We start from the raw sequence: 15,006 nt of genomic DNA on the forward strand, positions 1-15,006 counted from the left end.
TGGGATTTAAGTAATTATTTACCAACCTAAAAGTAATTTAACAAAAAAATCGGACCAAGGTTGGATGTTTTTCTTTAGTTTTCCTCAAATCCACAAAAATTCAGCAATCATTTTATCTATTTCGGGATTTTCATGTAGCATAAAATGAAAAGCTGTTAATGGTGACCCATCAATAATTCTAAATTGGTAACTTTCAACATAGGATTTTACAACGGGTTCAATGGCTTTAACCTCGGTTTCCTTCACCAGTCCATCAGTGGGATGCCCCCAAATATTTCCAGCTATTGCTAAAACCTGTAAATCTCTGGGCAATTTTTCTCCCGAAGCTAAATAGCTTGAACTGGGATGCAGCGGAAAATCTCCGCCAATACTAATTAATTTTTCTGGTTTAGGAATCGTAGGATCATTAGGATATGCTGTTAAAATCGCTACACTCATAGGTCCTCCTGTCGAATGGCCAACTAAATTCATTCTATCAAAGCCCTGTGTCTTTAGATATTGTAGATACGGATAAATCTGTTCTACCTCTTTTTTTGGTTTACGACTATCTTCAAATAATAGCTGCACCATGGAATTATCGCCAAAGCCGTGCTGCTTTTGCTGCATGAATTTTCCATCTGCTTTGATATAAGTACGCTCACTGAAAGTGCCTAAATTGTAACGATCCAGTCGCGAGACTACTCCTCCAAATGAAGTACGATTTCCACCATATCCCGGCACAAATAAAGTAACGGTTTTTGCATGTGGTTCTACTTTTACTTCATTCAATAGTTGTTCTCTTTGTCGAAACCAGATAAAAAAAATACTGATTAAACTAATTATGATTGCTAAAAAAAAGACAAGCACTTTTTTCCACCTCTTCATGGATGTCACCTCATTGCTTAGTTTACCATGAAATGAATAAAAAGCCTTTTTTCACAGCTTCTTTCAAAACACAAAAATAAGGCTAGAACATTACGTCCTAGCCTTATGATTACAACTCTTTTGTTGTGAAATGAATTTTCCCATCGCTGTCTCTTGATAAAATCGTTATTTCTTTCAAGTAAGGAAAGGTTAATTCAGGAAGCTTTGGGTCTTCCAACATTTTTTCATATCCTTCAAAAATGTCGTGCATATACTGCTTATAGGCTTTTTTCTTTTTTTGTCGCTTGTTCAAGTTCTTGCACCGTCCTTCTGAAATATATTACCAATCTTTGCTAGTTGGAACAAGTGCTTATTGATAAGTCGACTGAAGATAAGTCAATAATTCTTTAGAAAGCTCAGTAGCTGATTGACCATCTGCTCGGTTTTCTAGAAATTCTAATACCGAGTAGCCTTGATTCTGGGCATCAAAGGCATACAAGAAGCTGTTCTCCTGACCCTTTTCATCTTGCTTTTCTTTGATTTCGGCTGTTCCAGTTTTTGCTGCTAATGGAATATTCAAACTTTGCAGACTGTTAGCCGTTCCATTTGGATCACTTACGACCGCTTGTAAATCTTGATTAAGTGTTTCAACCGTAGCAGCTGAAACGACATCCGTTTTTGTTTTGGTTTCAGCACTGGCCAACAATTTAGGATAAACTAAAGTACCGTTATTAGGAAATACTGAATATGTCGCAATTTGCTGAATAGGATTTAATAGTAATTGTCCTTGACCATAACCAGTATCTGCTAATAATACTTCAGAACCAAAGGAATCCTTATTAGAAATTTGTGCTGGATCCATCGCAATTGGTAAGTCTAATTTTTCACCAAAGATAAATTTATTCAAACCCTCTCTGAAGGTCTTCTCACCCATTTGCAAGGTTTCCTGAGCCATATAAATGTTGTCTGAATATACTAATGCCGTTCGTAAATTGACTGGTGATACATCACTTACTCGAGTAACTTGATAACCACCCCAAGAGCTGTCTTTTTGCCATTTTAATCCGTTAATTGCTAACTCTTCATTGGGATCAAGTGTACCGGAGTCTAAACCGACTGCAGCAGTGACCATTTTAAATGTAGAGCCTGGTGCGTATCCAGTAGCAAAACGGCTCATAAACGGTAAGTTTTTATCATTATTGTAGGCATCATAATCGGCTTGACTAATTCCATTGGTCATTTTATTTGGATCAAAGCTAGGTGAGCTGACTACAGCCAATAAATCACCGGTTTTAGGTGCCGTGGCTACACTGGACCCAGGTTGCCCTTGTAAAGAATCGTAAGCAATTTGTTGTGCTTTAGCATCAATTGTTAACTTGATATTTTCACCGTCAGTTTTTTTAACTTCCTGCAGCACTTTTTTCTGAGAATCATCTTTATCAACGATAGCTAGCAGTCCGCCATCCTGTCCCCGCAATTGTTTGTCTAAAGCGCGTTCTAGTCCGGTTCGACCAATTAAGCTTTCAGCAGCCAGCTGATCATTTTTTTCCAAATCCTCGGCCGTTACCTTGCCGACATAACCAATTAATTGTGCAGCGGCTTCACCTAAAGGATATGTTCGCCCAGTAGCTTGATGAACCTCTGCTCCTGCTGGGACATTCTCTGGCATTTCGCTTACCGTTTTTAATGGGACAAAAAAGTCATCTTGAACCCAGCCTTGTTCTAAAGCACTGTTGATTGCATCAGAGGTAGAACCAGTTGCCTCAGCAATAGCTGCAATTTTTTGAGATCGTTCATCGCCAGTTCCTAACTGGTTAGGGATTACCCCAATTTGATAAACGGTTCCGTTAACCGCTAATCCTTGTTCATTACGATCTAGAATTTCTCCACGAATAGCTGATGAAGCTTGATAACTGATTTTATCAGTTGCACTCATTTCAGGAAAAATCAGATTAGGCTGCCAATTTATTTTCTGATTTCCTTCAGCTAATGTTCCTTCATATTTTTGGTTGTCCAATTTACCTAAACCAGTGGTTAAAGCCAATTTGTAGCTGAATTTATACCCATTGTCTGCTTTCTCTACTTGAATATCGCTAGCTTTGATATTTGAAGCATTAATACCTGTGAAAATGTTCTGGTATTTCTCCTGCACGCTGTCTTTAGTAAACCCGTTTTCTTTAATCGACGCATCGGTCAAATAGTTGGGAATCTCGTTGTATTTACCTTTTGAAATTGCGGCAATAAAATTTTTAACTGTTTGTTCTCCTGCTTTTTTTTGCTGATTGGCATGATAAACAGTGTAGCCGCCAAATCCTGCAACAGCTAGCAAAACGACTGCTCCAATAATAATCAAAGGCAGCTTGCTGCTCTTTTTATTTTTTTGACTTCTTTGCATAGACAATTAGTCCTTTCCGTTAACAATAATAGTTTATTCGTAAATCGCTTTTTCTTTCAAAATTCGCAAAGTCTCACTGGCGGCAGTTTTTCCAGAAACTTTTTCTCCCTGCAAATGGCAAGCAAAATAATATGTATTTTCGCTTGTTTCAATCCATCCGACAAACCAGCCGCGATTTTCTTGGTTCTGTTTTTTTCCCGTTCCGGTTTTCCCATAGAGAGTGTAATTAGTGCCTGATTCCAATTTTAATGCTTCTTTCATGAACTGAACATCGGAAGTTGAAAATTCCAACTCATCATTAAACAGCTTGTTAAGGAGCTGCACTTGTTCAACTGCTGCTATTTTTAAGGAGGATTCCAGCCAGTAATTGTCAACTGAGCCTAATAAATTTGCGTTGCCATAATGAATAGTCGAAAAATTTTTGGTTAATTCGGCTTTACCTAATTGAGCATCTAACTGTTGAAAATACCAATTAGTCGAGTTGGTCAAGGCAGCTTTTAGGCCTTGGCTGGTATTCCAAGCCTGAAAAGGATACACCGTTCCATCCCAGGTTAGTTGGTTTTGCTCTGGCCTGATTATACCTTTTTTTAATCCGAACAATCCACTCCATAATTTATAGGTACTGTCAGGTGAAAATCTTTGATAAGCAGCGGACTCATTGTAAATGGAATACTGATTCACTGCTTCATCGTATAACACGAAGGAATTTTGACTATTTGCTGTGAAGGTTGCATCAGATACACTTTCAAGAATGTCGGATGCTGGCAAAGGAGGTGCATTTTGACTACCTTCACTTTGCGGAATAGCTACTAAAAAACCGCTAATGATTAGCAAAATTGTTAGAAATTGAAGGTGCAAATGGCCTTTTTTCGGTTGGTAGCTTGCAATTAATCGAATTCGCTCAGCTAAGGATTTTTTATTCGTAGAAAAACCTGCTAACTGGTTATTCGTTCTATGAATAATACTGCTGAGTAACACTTGACCATAATTCATAATTTCTGATTCTTCTAAATGAGACAGCACAAGAGAATCACAGGCAACCTCACGATCCTTCTCAGCCAGACTTGCCAGCCAGTATACGAGAGGATTGTACCAAAAAAGTACTGTAAACATTAAAAGTAGCGTTTGTTGATATAGGTCTTTATTTTTGTGATGTCCTAGCTCATGCATAAAAATTAGGCTTAGGTGATCCTCAGTGATAGTTTCACTGTAACAGTCAGGAAGTAAAATAATTGGATGAAGCAAACCGCTGGTAGCAGGCGTTTTAATTTTTTTTGATTCTATCACTGTAACTTTTATCTGAGTATTTAACCTTGTTTGCGCTCTGGCTAAACTGCGTTGGACTTTAAGGCTTTCTAACACCTGTCCTTCCTTTATCCAGGAGTGTAATTTGTATAAAGAAAATAAGAGAATCAATCCTCTAATGATAATTCCAGCAATCCAGATCATCAGTATTCCTTTAGCATAATTTTCTACAGATGCTCCTGCACTTAACGAATAATCATTAAGCCAATGGCTGTTCGATGGTGTCAAGGTGCCAATCAATTCAGGTTTTATTTCATCTACCCACTCATTTTGAAAAAGACGAACCATAGGCAAATTATAATGCAAATAGGTCTTTAAATTAGCTAAAGGCTGATGAGGAATAAAGAAGAAGACGCTTAGAAATGGCAGATACCAGAAAATACCTCTTAGTTTCGGGTTCAAGCGGTTTCCGATTGTTTTTCTCAGCAACAACAAAGACACGAAATAAAGAATCACTGATACATTATTAAACAAAAATTGCTCAATTGTCGGTAGAGCCATCTTGATTATTCCTTTCCATGAGTAAAGCTTGCAGCCTCTCGATTTCTTTTGGGTCTACAGCTTCCTCTTTCACAAAATTCATCACCAAATCACTTACCCTGCCATCAAAGAACTTTTGGATAAATTTCTTACTCTCCTGTTTTACAAAACGTTCTCTTGGAACTTGCGCACTGTAAATATACATGCGTCCGCATTTTATGTGAGTAATGATCTCTTTTTGCTCTAAGCGAGTCAGTAATGTCCGAATGGTATTAGGATTCCAGCCTTCAGACTGTTCCAATTGTTGATTAATCTCTTTGGAACTTATGGTATCCCGGCCCCAAACTACTTCCATAACCTTCAGCTCGGATTCAGTAATATTAATTTCTTCTTTCATCGTCTTCCTCCGTTTAAACTACACTTGTAGTTTAAATGAGTTTGCTGAGCCTGTCAAAACAAATTAAAAAATAAGCCTCTGTCTTAAGTAAAAGCTAAAAACAGAGGCTTATCAAGCTATACGCTGGTTCTTTGAAGAGTAGTTAACAGCATACTGTTAAAAAGGTAAGCAGATAACTAGAAAGAAAGATAATAGGACAGCCGACAGCAGAGCGAATTTTGCTGCATAAGGTAATGCCATCCATACCAGGCATCGAAACATCCAGCAAAATTAGATCAGGCTTAACTGAAAGACTAGCTTCTGCTTGTTGAGCATTTTCTGCCGTGTATACCAAGTACTCAGACAACTCAAAAAAATCCTTTAGCGTGTCTAACAGCTCTTTTTCATCATCTACAATTAGTAAACTTTTCATCATTGTTTGTTTTTCTTCACCTAAAATAGTTTAGAAGCCCACTGGTTCCAAAATCAAAAAGATCGTAATTCTTTCAGCGTCCCACGATCTTCGGGTCACAGCAATAGTATTGCAAATACATTCTTCGTTTAAGCAATCACCGCAAATTCCTTTTTTTATGCATGGAGTATGCTCCAAACCAATTCGATGAGCATTTAATGGTGCTGTCTTCTTCCTAACCATAGAAATGGTAGTATCTAGATCTCCATAAACTTTATTAATCCCTACAAAAGCAAAAACCTTATCCGGTCCGTAGGTAATAGCGGCTACTCGATTACCTACATTATCCACGTTAACCAACTGTCCATCTTCAGAAATACCATTTATACTGGTCAAAAAAACATCTGCTGTTAAAGCTCGCTTCATCAATTGATGTCTTTCAGAAAGGCTCTCTGCTTTTTCCCGATCAATAATCGATTGTCCTCGAGCATATAGATCCTCGATAATGCCCGATTCAACTAGTGTATTTGAACCTCCAAAAGAAACGGTCGCCTTAGGATCAATACGCTTTATTGCCTTTTTCTTAGCATCTTCCAACGAATCACATAGAATAACTTGAAAATTTCTGCGTTTCAATTTCTTACTTAATGTTTCTCCAGCTGTTTTATAATAATGCTGACGAACTTCCTGCATTTTTTTCGTCCTCTTTTCTTCTTTTCTTTTATTCTCCTGTATTTTTCTTGGATTGGCAATACTTGATTTACTTTATTACTTGTTTCTAGCTGAATTAGCTGTTTTTCTTTATACTTAAAGAAAAAAGAAGGAGGAGAAAGGATGAACCATTGTTACCTATTTATCGGTCCTAGTGGCTCAGGGAAAACAACTTTAGCTGCCAGCAGCTTTAAACCTGAACAAAAAATTATTTCCTATACTACTCGTCCTAAACGTAGCGGCGAAAAAGATAATGTAGATTATCACTTTGTACCAAGAGCTGTTTTCGAAGAAATGATTCAACAGAACGCTTTTGCCGAATATGATTATTATGATCATCAATATTATGGTATTGCTATGGCTAGTATTAAACAGGCCTTGGAAAAAGGAGATTGCTATGACCCAATTACTATGCCGGGCTTTTGGAATTTACGGAAAACTTTTGGTTCAACTGTCGTTCCAGTGCTAATTGATGTTTCAAAGGAAACGATTCATCAACGATTAAAAAAACGCCAAGCTTCCTCAGAGGAAATCACTCGACGCTTAAAATTATTTTCAAAAGAGCAAGAACAATATCCCGAATTAGAAAAATTGCCTGATTTAATAAAAATAGATGGCGAACAACCTTTAAAAGCCATGATTCAGCAGCTGAAAGCGAACCTTCGCTAGCCGAATCATGGCTTTTTATTTACTAACTAATAATTGGAAAGCTTTTCGCTCGCCATTTTTGAAAGGAAAATGGATCATGCCACAATATGTGAATCCTAGCTTATCAATTAGACGCAGCATTGGTTGATTCGCAGGATATGTATCAATTCGAATATCACGATAGCCCAAACTTTTCGATTGCTCAATGGCTTTTTCTAACAAAATTTTACCTAAACCCTTGCTTCGTGTTTTCTGGCTTACAGCAACTCGATGAATTGAAACATAGTCTTGATCACCTTGCCATTGCCCATCAATTGCTTCATAAACAGGATCTACGCCGCCCACTAAAGCCACGGTTCCTATCACTGCTTCATTTTGAACCAAAACATAGCTATAATCTTTAGCCATGTCTTTTAGGATAGCGGCCTCATCTGGACCATGACCATCCTGCCATTGAGGAGATCCCTGCTCCTTTAAATAGTTTCTAGCCTCTTCAAAGATCAGCAGCATTTCCGGAATGTCTGCTTTAACTGTTTTTCGCAGCGTAATAGTCTCTTCCAGTTTGTCGCCAGCTCTTTGTTCTTCGCCAAAGGAAAGAATTTCTTCTGCATCCTTTTTCCCTAGTAATCCACCTATTACTTCTCCAGCCTGCTTAGCCATCCGGGTAATATAATCCTTATCTTCATACCCCATATTTACGCCATCCCCTTCATCCAATGGTCTCCATGTTCAAAATAACTGCTTAGCAGCTCTAAATGATGAGCCAATGACCATTTCTTAATTGTCCCTAAGCCCGGAAATTTACCATTTTTTTCATAACTTAACAACTGCTGAAGTCCCAATGTCAAAAGCAATTGATCTTGATTTCTATGATACCAACTGCTTAGCTTATCTAATGCCTCACAGAACTTCAACCCTTGATCCTTTGCTGAATCATTTGTTTCTGAAACAAAGTGTTTCACCCGTAAGTTTAAATACGCATCAAAATAAGTAATGTGAATCGCAATTGCGCGACTTGGACCACCTTTATCAAAGTAGTGGCTGCCTTCAATTGTATAGTCACTGTAGCCGGCAAAGCCATCCTCTAAATAGTATAAATGATTATCAGTGAAAAAGTCATCTTCTTTTACGGCATAATCGACAATATGTCTACGAGGCTGGAAAGCTTCCTGTAACAGAATACGTTCTTCAGCTGGCAAAATTCGAAAACGCCCTTGATCAGGGATGACCATTTGGGCATTCTTTTCCATTAGATAGTGAAGATGCTGCAAAGAGCGTGGAGAACGTTCATTGAATAAGAGTAGATCAGCGCTTTCTATTTTATCATCAGTTGTCACAATTCGAGCTGTTTTAACTGAAGAGTCCTCTGACAACGTCCATAAATGCTTTTTATCATTGAACAGTTTGAAGGTTCCAACCTGTGGATTTTCAACTATGTAAAGTGGGAGATTCGTTCGATCAAAGGCTTCCACTGTTTTTTTTAGGGTAGCAGAATCTCTAACGGGTTCAATAATCGGGATAATCGATGGAGACCAGCGTTTTTCCTTAATTAATGTGGTCAAAGCTAATAAATCAAATTGTTTTCCTCTTAAATATGGATAATACATATACTCACTCCAAAGGTTCAGTTGGCCGACGAACCTGCCGCTGCCGTTTTAAAAAATCGTAATCCTGCTGCAACGCTGCTAACTCCTCTTCTAAGCTGGCAACCCGTTCGTTTTGAACATCGTCAACAAATCGTTGGTAATAATTTCCTTCACTTAGATGATCTTTTTCTAAACTTCGCTTACGTAATTCCTTGTACAATTGACTTGTTGAGAAAAATGATGTGCCATAATCCATGCGTTTGGCCTTTTGAACCTCTCGGAACATGGAGGACATAAAGCGCTGAGTTAAGGCTAATTCTGCCACCTTCAGCTCCTGTCTCACAGGCCTTTTGACAATAATAAAGGTTCCTTTCGCCCACATTTCTTCTTCTAGATTATCATAAGGCCGATAAACCAATACCCCAATTTCTGCTGGGATTTCCTCCTTCACTGCATCATATAAAGCTTGGGGCAGCACAAAATAATTGTAATGACCAATAAAAGACAACTTTGCCTTTGATCTAAAATCAGCTTTCGTTACCTTTAGCTCATAGCAGCGCCATTCGAAGCTCTCTTCTTTAAAAAAACAGGCTAAAGTGTCTACAATCCCTTGCTCTTCGGGCATAGATACTTCTTCTACCACTAGAGCTCCCAAGTCCATACAATAATAATATAAGGCTTTCTCGATATCTTGCGTTAATTCTGTTTTCATTTCATCACCATGGGAACGTATTTTCGTATACTTTAGCACAATCAGCATAAAAAAAACAGAGGAATCCCTCTGTTTTAAATGAAATATTCTAAATCACTAGCGGGCGTCGGATAAGCAAAGATAAAATCAGCCAACTCTTCATGGCTAACCTTTTTCTCTAAAATCAGGTTAAAATAGTTAATTAACTCATCCGCCAATTCACTAAAGCAAGTAATAGCTACTATTTTTTTCTGATCATCATACACAAGTTTAATCTTAGCTTCTTGATCATTAATACGGAAGTAAGTAAACCAACTGCCTAGTTCCATGGTTTCACTATGGTATTTTTCAGGATGTTCACTTAATTCTTTTTCACTTAAACCAATTCTTGCTAATTTCTGATCACCAAAAACAAGTGAAGGGATCAATGGATAATGAATCGGCTCTGTTTCTCCATTCATCGCATTTACTACATAAGAAGCTTCAAATCCTGAAACTGGAGTCAACTTAGGATACGCTTTTTCCAATACATCGCCACAAGCAAAAATGTGCGATTGATTTGTTCGTAAATGCTCGTCAACAGGAATCCCTCTTTTTGAATAAGTCACTCCTGCTTTATCCAGTTTTAATGTTTCAATATTTGGAACTCTTCCAGCAGCAGCTACTACCATATCCGTAATTAATTCAAAATTGTCTGCAGATAAACGATAGCCAGGATCAAGAGGTTCTACTTTAGCAACATCAACATTGAAATGAAAGGTAATTCCCTTATTTTTTAAATGATCAGTTAAGTTCATTGCTAATTCTTTATCGAAGCCTTTTAACGGTTGATCATTGTGTTGAATTACATGAACCTCCGCTCCAGCAGCGTTGGCAATTGTAGCCAATTCAAAGGCAATGTAGCCAGCTCCAATGAATGCAATACGTTCTGGTAAATTATCTAGATTTAGGAAGTCCGTACTTGTTTGCAAGTATTCCTGTCCTTCAATTGGTAAAATAGCCGGACGTTGACCCGTAGCAATTAGGAATTGTTTTGCTGATAATCGTTCATCTGCCACTTCAATCGTGTGGGCATCAATAAATTCCGCCTGTCCTTCAAAGGTGTCGATTTCTGCATCTTCAAAGCCCTTTTTGGTGTTGCTAGGTACAGATTCGGTATAAGAACGTTTGAACTTCATCAGTTCTTCCCAGTGAATCTCCGGAGAAGTATTAAACCCTTTACCATTCAATTTTTCAACACGAGCTTTTGCTTCAACAGCACTCATCAAGATCTTTTTAGGGTCGCAGCCGCGGTTGGGACACGTTCCGCCCCAAAGATCTGCTTCAATCACTGCAACGGATTTGTTTTGTTCTTTTAAATCATAGGCCGCTGCGATTCCGCCAGGTCCGCCGCCGATAACGATGGCATCATAATTTTTCATTTTACATCCTCCTCTAATATTAACGAGTTGGTTTTCCAAAGAAAAATCAGCTCTATTTTTTATACTGTCTTACTTTAAAAATCGTTAGATAGCCTTCAATCAGCTTAAGAAACGGAAAATATCAGCTCGAGTAACTTCAGCAATTACTTTCTGTTGTTCATCTTCGATATAAATTTTTTCGTGATCAGCAAATGCTTCAAAGGCTTGGCTAATATTCGTTTTAAGCCCTAAGACTGGAATGTCTTCTTCTGGAGTTATCACTGCTTGATGGTAACCAGCCTTAAAAACAGTTTCCAAGGTTTGTTCATGAAGTTCATCAGTAGCTTCATCAAAGAATGCTTTAACAAATGCATCTTTGGGTTGGCTCTGAATCATTTCAGGAGTGTCGCATTGAATTAATTTACCTTCATGCATCACTGCAATTCGATCACCTAATTTCAAAGCTTCCTTCATGTTATGGGTAACAAAAACAATCGTATTCCCTAACTTCTTATGAAGCTCTAAAACCAAATCCTGCAAACTTGTTCTTGAAATAGGATCTAGAGCACTAAAAGGCTCATCCATCAAAATGACATCAGGCTCTGCAGCTAATGCTCGTAAAATTCCAATACGTTGGCTTTGCCCACCGGATAATTCAGCCGGCATACGTGTGCGGAAGGTTTGAGGATCTAAATCAACTTCTTTTAACAATTCATCTGCACGCTGATTTCGTCGTTTTTTATCCCAGCCTAACATCTCAGGAATGACATCAATATTTTCTTTAACTGTCATTGTTGGGAAAAGAGCAATTTGTTGTAAAACATAGCCAATCTGCCAACGCAGCTTGTGGATGTCATATTCCTTGATACGCTGATTTTTATAATAGACATCCCCTTCACTTGGTTCAACTAAGCCATTAATCATCTTAAGAGAAGTGGTCTTACCACTGCCAGAAGGTCCAACCAGTACGAAGATTTCGCCCTGTTTAACGGAGAGATTTAAGTCTTTTAACACCACTTGACCTTCGAATTCTTTGCCTACATTTTTAAATTCAATAATTGATTCCATCTACTTCTCCCCCCCAATGATCTTTTCTTTCGTTAAAAAGTCACGGGCAACTGCTGCAGGCTGTTTGCCTTCAACATTCACTTGATAATTCATGTCGATCATTTGATCTTCAGTAATCTTACCAGCCAAACGATTCATTGCCTTAACAACGGTTGGATGGTCTTTAGCAAAGTCATTTCGCATCAAAGCAGCACCCTGATATGGTGGGAATAGATTCATATCATCTTCTAGAGTAACTAAATCATACTGCTTAATCTCACTGTCTGTAGAATAGCCATCAATGACATCTACATCCCCATTTTCAATGGCTTGATAGCGTAACGCTGGTTCCATACTCTGCACAGAGCCAAAATTCAGGCCATATAATTCTTGAATTCCTCGATAGCCGTCTTGACGATCTATAAATTCCAAAGTAAAACCGGCACGAAGATTGCCTTCATCAGCAACTAAATCCGAAATCTTTTTATAGCCACGTTCTTCAGCTACTTCTCGTTTCATTGCTAAAGCATAGGTGTTTTCATAAGCCATCGGTTCTAAAAGCTTCATATTAAATTGTTCATTTAATAATTTATTGGCTTCAGTATAGGTTTTCTCCTTCGAACCATTTGTTTCAGTTCCTTCGGGGACTTTAACTAAGCTTTCTAGGACTGTTCCGGTAAACTCAGGATAAATATCTACCTGATCGTTCTCTAAGGCACTAAACAAGAAACTAGTCTTACCAAAGTTTGGCTTCAAATCCACCTGAATGGATGGGTCTTCATCCTGGATAACTTCTTTGTACATATTGATTAAAATATCAGGCTCTGAGCCTAGTTTGCCAGCAATAGTAACAGTCTGATCCGCTAATGGGTTGTGTTGGGCAAAGAAAATACCGCCAATACCTAAGAATACAACACCAAGTGTGATTAAAGTAGTTCTCATACTGCGATGCTGCAAGAAGCGAATCAAGCCGCTAAAGATAATTGCCAATAAAGCCGAACTAATTGCTCCAATTAATGTTAAGGTTGGATCATTACGATCAATACCAAGCAAAATAAATGTACCTAGTCCACCAGCACCAATTAAGGCTGCTAAAGTCGCTGTACCTATGATTAGGACCAGCGCGGTACGAATACCAGAAATAATCACAGGCATCGCCATTGGTAGTTCCACTTTAAAAAGCTTGCGCATGCGAGACATACCAAAAGCATCAGCCGCTTCTTCTATGGAAGGATCAATTTCAGATAATCCAATATAAGTATTTTGGAAAATTGGTAAAAGAGCGTATACTACTAGTGCAATCAAAGCTGGCACTGTTCCGATCCCCACAAAGGGAATCAACAGCCCCAATAAAGCAAGTGACGGAATTGTTTGCAAAATACTTGTTAGCTGCAACACAATCTCCGCTAATCTTTTTCTTTGGCTGAGAAGAATCGCCAGAGGTATTGCAATTAAAATGGCAATCAAAAGAGCGCTTAGTGAGATCGCCAAATGTTCAAAAATTGCATCCAGCAAATCATCCTTTCGCTCCATAAATGTTTGTATAATATCGTTCATAGCCTGTACCTTTCCCTTCTGTATTAAATTAAGTATAACGGAAGAAGAAGGGTCGTCAAAAAGATTCGCTCAATCGTTACTTCAAAAAAGCTTTATAAAAAACAAAAAGGAGATAAAAAAATGCTTGAAAAAGACTTACCAACTATTCATTTAACTATCAACGATCAAATCTTAACCTACACAAATTCTTATTACTATAACTGGTTCAAAACGTTGCAGGCTAATTTAATGCAAAGCAATAATTTTACAAATGAATTTGTTCGTTTGAACAAAAACGCTCCTGAACTCTATGAAAGAATCCAACAGCGACTGTTATTTGCCGGTGTCGTTGCCTTTTTAAAACAGCTTGAGCCTTTGGACACTTTCGTTCTTTTGACAGCCAGCTGGAGCGGCGGTCTATCTACTGAGCAGCCAGCAATAACATTACAGAATTATTTAACCCGTTACACGATTCAGAAAAATGACCTTCACGGAATTAATCAAATGAATGCGGATTTAAACCAAGTGTTGATCCAACATTTTCCTCTTGTACGGAAACAAGATTTAAAGATGATTTATCGGCTGTTAATGATTTATCCTCTATCTAAAGAAGAACGAAATGAACAACTGTCTAAGCTGAATCAACGTGCCCAAGACCGAACAACAAAATTACTTTTCTTGTTGGAGGACGCCTACTCCTTAGCCAGTAACAATAAAGGTTCCCTAAATGATCCAAGTATTGGCAGGAATATATAAAAAGAGCTACAGATGAGATTCTATCAGCAAGAATTTCATCCGTGGCTCTTTTTGTTTATTTTATGCTTGACTGAATAAGTATTCAGCGATTGCCAAAGCTTTAGCACCATAAGCAGTGGAAGGTCCGCCGCCCATTAAAATAGCCACCTCAATTGTTTCAGATAGCTCTTCCATAGTCGCCCCAGCTTGAATGGCATTACGCACATGCGCCATAATACAATCCTCACAGCGTACCGAAACGGCAATCCCTACAGCAATCAATTCTTTTGTTTTCGCATCCAAATTCTTAGGTGTCAGGACTTCTTTCGCTACGCCCATGAATTTTTCCATCACTTCAGGGCTATTCTTCTTTAATACCGCACTGTTTTGTGCTGACTCCTCAAATTTAGCTTTAAAATCTGTCATATAAACATTCCTCCTTTATAAAAATTATACCATAATCTTTTTGAAGCGTTCTCAGAGACGTTTGATTGCAAAAAAAGTTCTATTGAGAATAAAAAACTCACCGATGACAAAAGTATTTTTAACTTTCAAAAAGTGTCAACTATTTCTTGAAATCAGATGGATTTTCTTTAATATGTAAAGCCTTTATCTGAGCAAATTGCTCATCTAGTTGATTAACTGCTAAAACTTTAATGAGTTATTGTGTTATTTCCTTTTTGAAACTTTATAAGTGTTAAAATTCCTGTGTATTTCCGGAGAGGAGGAGGAAGAAAAATGCAGGGAACGTTATTCTTTGTTTGGTCGTTTTCTCTCTTTTACATTAGAGATACATGATCGCCTCTTTTATCAAAGAGAGAACATTTTTGAAGAGGTGAAG

The 15,006-nt window shown here is 38.0% G+C and carries 16 protein-coding genes; 2 read left to right on the forward strand and 14 right to left on the reverse strand.

Features of this window, described 5'->3' with window-relative positions; all coding sequences use genetic code 11:
- Positions 1-84 precede the first annotated feature (84 nt).
- The 7 genes from I588_RS20455 to I588_RS20485 all read right to left on the reverse strand — a co-directional run bounded on the left by I588_RS20455 (position 85) and on the right by I588_RS20485 (position 6,504).
- Positions 85-768 carry an alpha/beta hydrolase gene (locus I588_RS20455; RefSeq protein ID WP_162141134.1) on the reverse strand — a complete coding sequence of 228 codons (684 nt, stop codon included), beginning with the start codon at positions 766-768 and terminating at the stop codon, positions 85-87.
- Between the two features lie 205 nt (positions 769-973).
- Complete coding sequence (locus I588_RS20460; RefSeq protein ID WP_010758985.1) at positions 974-1,156, reverse strand: hypothetical protein; 183 nt, start codon at positions 1,154-1,156, stop codon at positions 974-976.
- 57 nt (positions 1,157-1,213) lie between these two features.
- Positions 1,214-3,238, reverse strand: a complete 2,025-nt coding sequence (gene pbp4, locus I588_RS20465) for a penicillin-binding protein PBP4(5) (RefSeq protein ID WP_010758984.1) — start codon at positions 3,236-3,238, stop codon at positions 1,214-1,216.
- Positions 3,239-3,271: 33 nt separating this feature from the next.
- Positions 3,272-5,044 (reverse strand): BlaR1 family beta-lactam sensor/signal transducer, encoded by a 1,773-nt coding sequence (locus I588_RS20470; RefSeq protein WP_010758983.1) that lies wholly within the window; start codon positions 5,042-5,044, stop codon positions 3,272-3,274.
- Positions 5,025-5,420 carry a BlaI/MecI/CopY family transcriptional regulator gene (locus tag I588_RS20475; protein ID WP_010758982.1) on the reverse strand — a complete coding sequence of 132 codons (396 nt, stop codon included), beginning with the start codon at positions 5,418-5,420 and terminating at the stop codon, positions 5,025-5,027. Before I588_RS20475 ends, I588_RS20470 begins: the two co-directional genes overlap by 20 nt.
- Before the next feature lie 142 nt (positions 5,421-5,562).
- Positions 5,563-5,835 carry a response regulator gene (locus I588_RS20480; protein WP_010758981.1) on the reverse strand — a complete coding sequence of 91 codons (273 nt, stop codon included), beginning with the start codon at positions 5,833-5,835 and terminating at the stop codon, positions 5,563-5,565.
- Between the two features lie 27 nt (positions 5,836-5,862).
- Complete coding sequence (locus tag I588_RS20485) at positions 5,863-6,504, reverse strand: lactate utilization protein (protein ID WP_010758980.1); 642 nt, start codon at positions 6,502-6,504, stop codon at positions 5,863-5,865.
- Between the two features lie 141 nt (positions 6,505-6,645).
- On the opposite strand from I588_RS20485, the gene I588_RS20490 reads away from it, so the two are divergent.
- On the forward strand, positions 6,646-7,191 hold the full coding sequence (locus I588_RS20490; RefSeq protein WP_010758979.1) for a guanylate kinase: 546 nt from the start codon (positions 6,646-6,648) through the stop codon (positions 7,189-7,191).
- Positions 7,192-7,206: 15 nt separating this feature from the next.
- Here I588_RS20490 and I588_RS20495 read toward each other — a convergent pair whose 3' ends face one another.
- The 6 genes from I588_RS20495 to I588_RS20520 all read right to left on the reverse strand — a co-directional run bounded on the left by I588_RS20495 (position 7,207) and on the right by I588_RS20520 (position 13,451).
- Positions 7,207-7,863, reverse strand: a complete 657-nt coding sequence (locus I588_RS20495; protein WP_010758978.1) for a GNAT family N-acetyltransferase — start codon at positions 7,861-7,863, stop codon at positions 7,207-7,209.
- A 2-nt stretch (positions 7,864-7,865) separates the two neighbouring features.
- On the reverse strand, positions 7,866-8,777 hold the full coding sequence (locus I588_RS20500; protein ID WP_010758977.1) for a sce7725 family protein: 912 nt from the start codon (positions 8,775-8,777) through the stop codon (positions 7,866-7,868).
- Positions 8,778-8,781: 4 nt separating this feature from the next.
- Positions 8,782-9,468, reverse strand: a complete 687-nt coding sequence (locus I588_RS20505) for a hypothetical protein (protein ID WP_034694497.1) — start codon at positions 9,466-9,468, stop codon at positions 8,782-8,784.
- A 74-nt stretch (positions 9,469-9,542) separates the two neighbouring features.
- A complete protein-coding gene (locus tag I588_RS20510; RefSeq protein WP_010758975.1) occupies positions 9,543-10,868 on the reverse strand; it encodes a dihydrolipoyl dehydrogenase family protein in 1,326 nt (441 codons plus the stop codon).
- 99 nt (positions 10,869-10,967) lie between these two features.
- On the reverse strand, positions 10,968-11,915 hold the full coding sequence (locus tag I588_RS20515; protein WP_010758974.1) for an ABC transporter ATP-binding protein: 948 nt from the start codon (positions 11,913-11,915) through the stop codon (positions 10,968-10,970).
- Positions 11,916-13,451, reverse strand: coding sequence for an ABC transporter permease/substrate-binding protein (locus I588_RS20520; protein ID WP_010758973.1), 1,536 nt, complete (start codon positions 13,449-13,451; stop codon positions 11,916-11,918). It lies immediately after the preceding gene.
- 120 nt (positions 13,452-13,571) lie between these two features.
- Here I588_RS20520 and I588_RS20525 point away from each other — a divergent pair, with 120 nt between their 5' ends.
- A complete protein-coding gene (locus I588_RS20525; RefSeq protein WP_010758972.1) occupies positions 13,572-14,186 on the forward strand; it encodes a hypothetical protein in 615 nt (204 codons plus the stop codon).
- 60 nt (positions 14,187-14,246) lie between these two features.
- On the opposite strand, the gene I588_RS20530 is transcribed toward I588_RS20525, so the two are convergent.
- Positions 14,247-14,591, reverse strand: a complete 345-nt coding sequence (locus I588_RS20530) for a carboxymuconolactone decarboxylase family protein (RefSeq protein WP_010758971.1) — start codon at positions 14,589-14,591, stop codon at positions 14,247-14,249.
- Between the last annotated feature and the right edge of the window lie 415 nt (positions 14,592-15,006).

The sequence above is a fragment of the Enterococcus pallens ATCC BAA-351 genome (genome assembly GCF_000407485.1).
Taxonomy (GTDB): domain Bacteria; phylum Bacillota; class Bacilli; order Lactobacillales; family Enterococcaceae; genus Enterococcus_A; species Enterococcus_A pallens.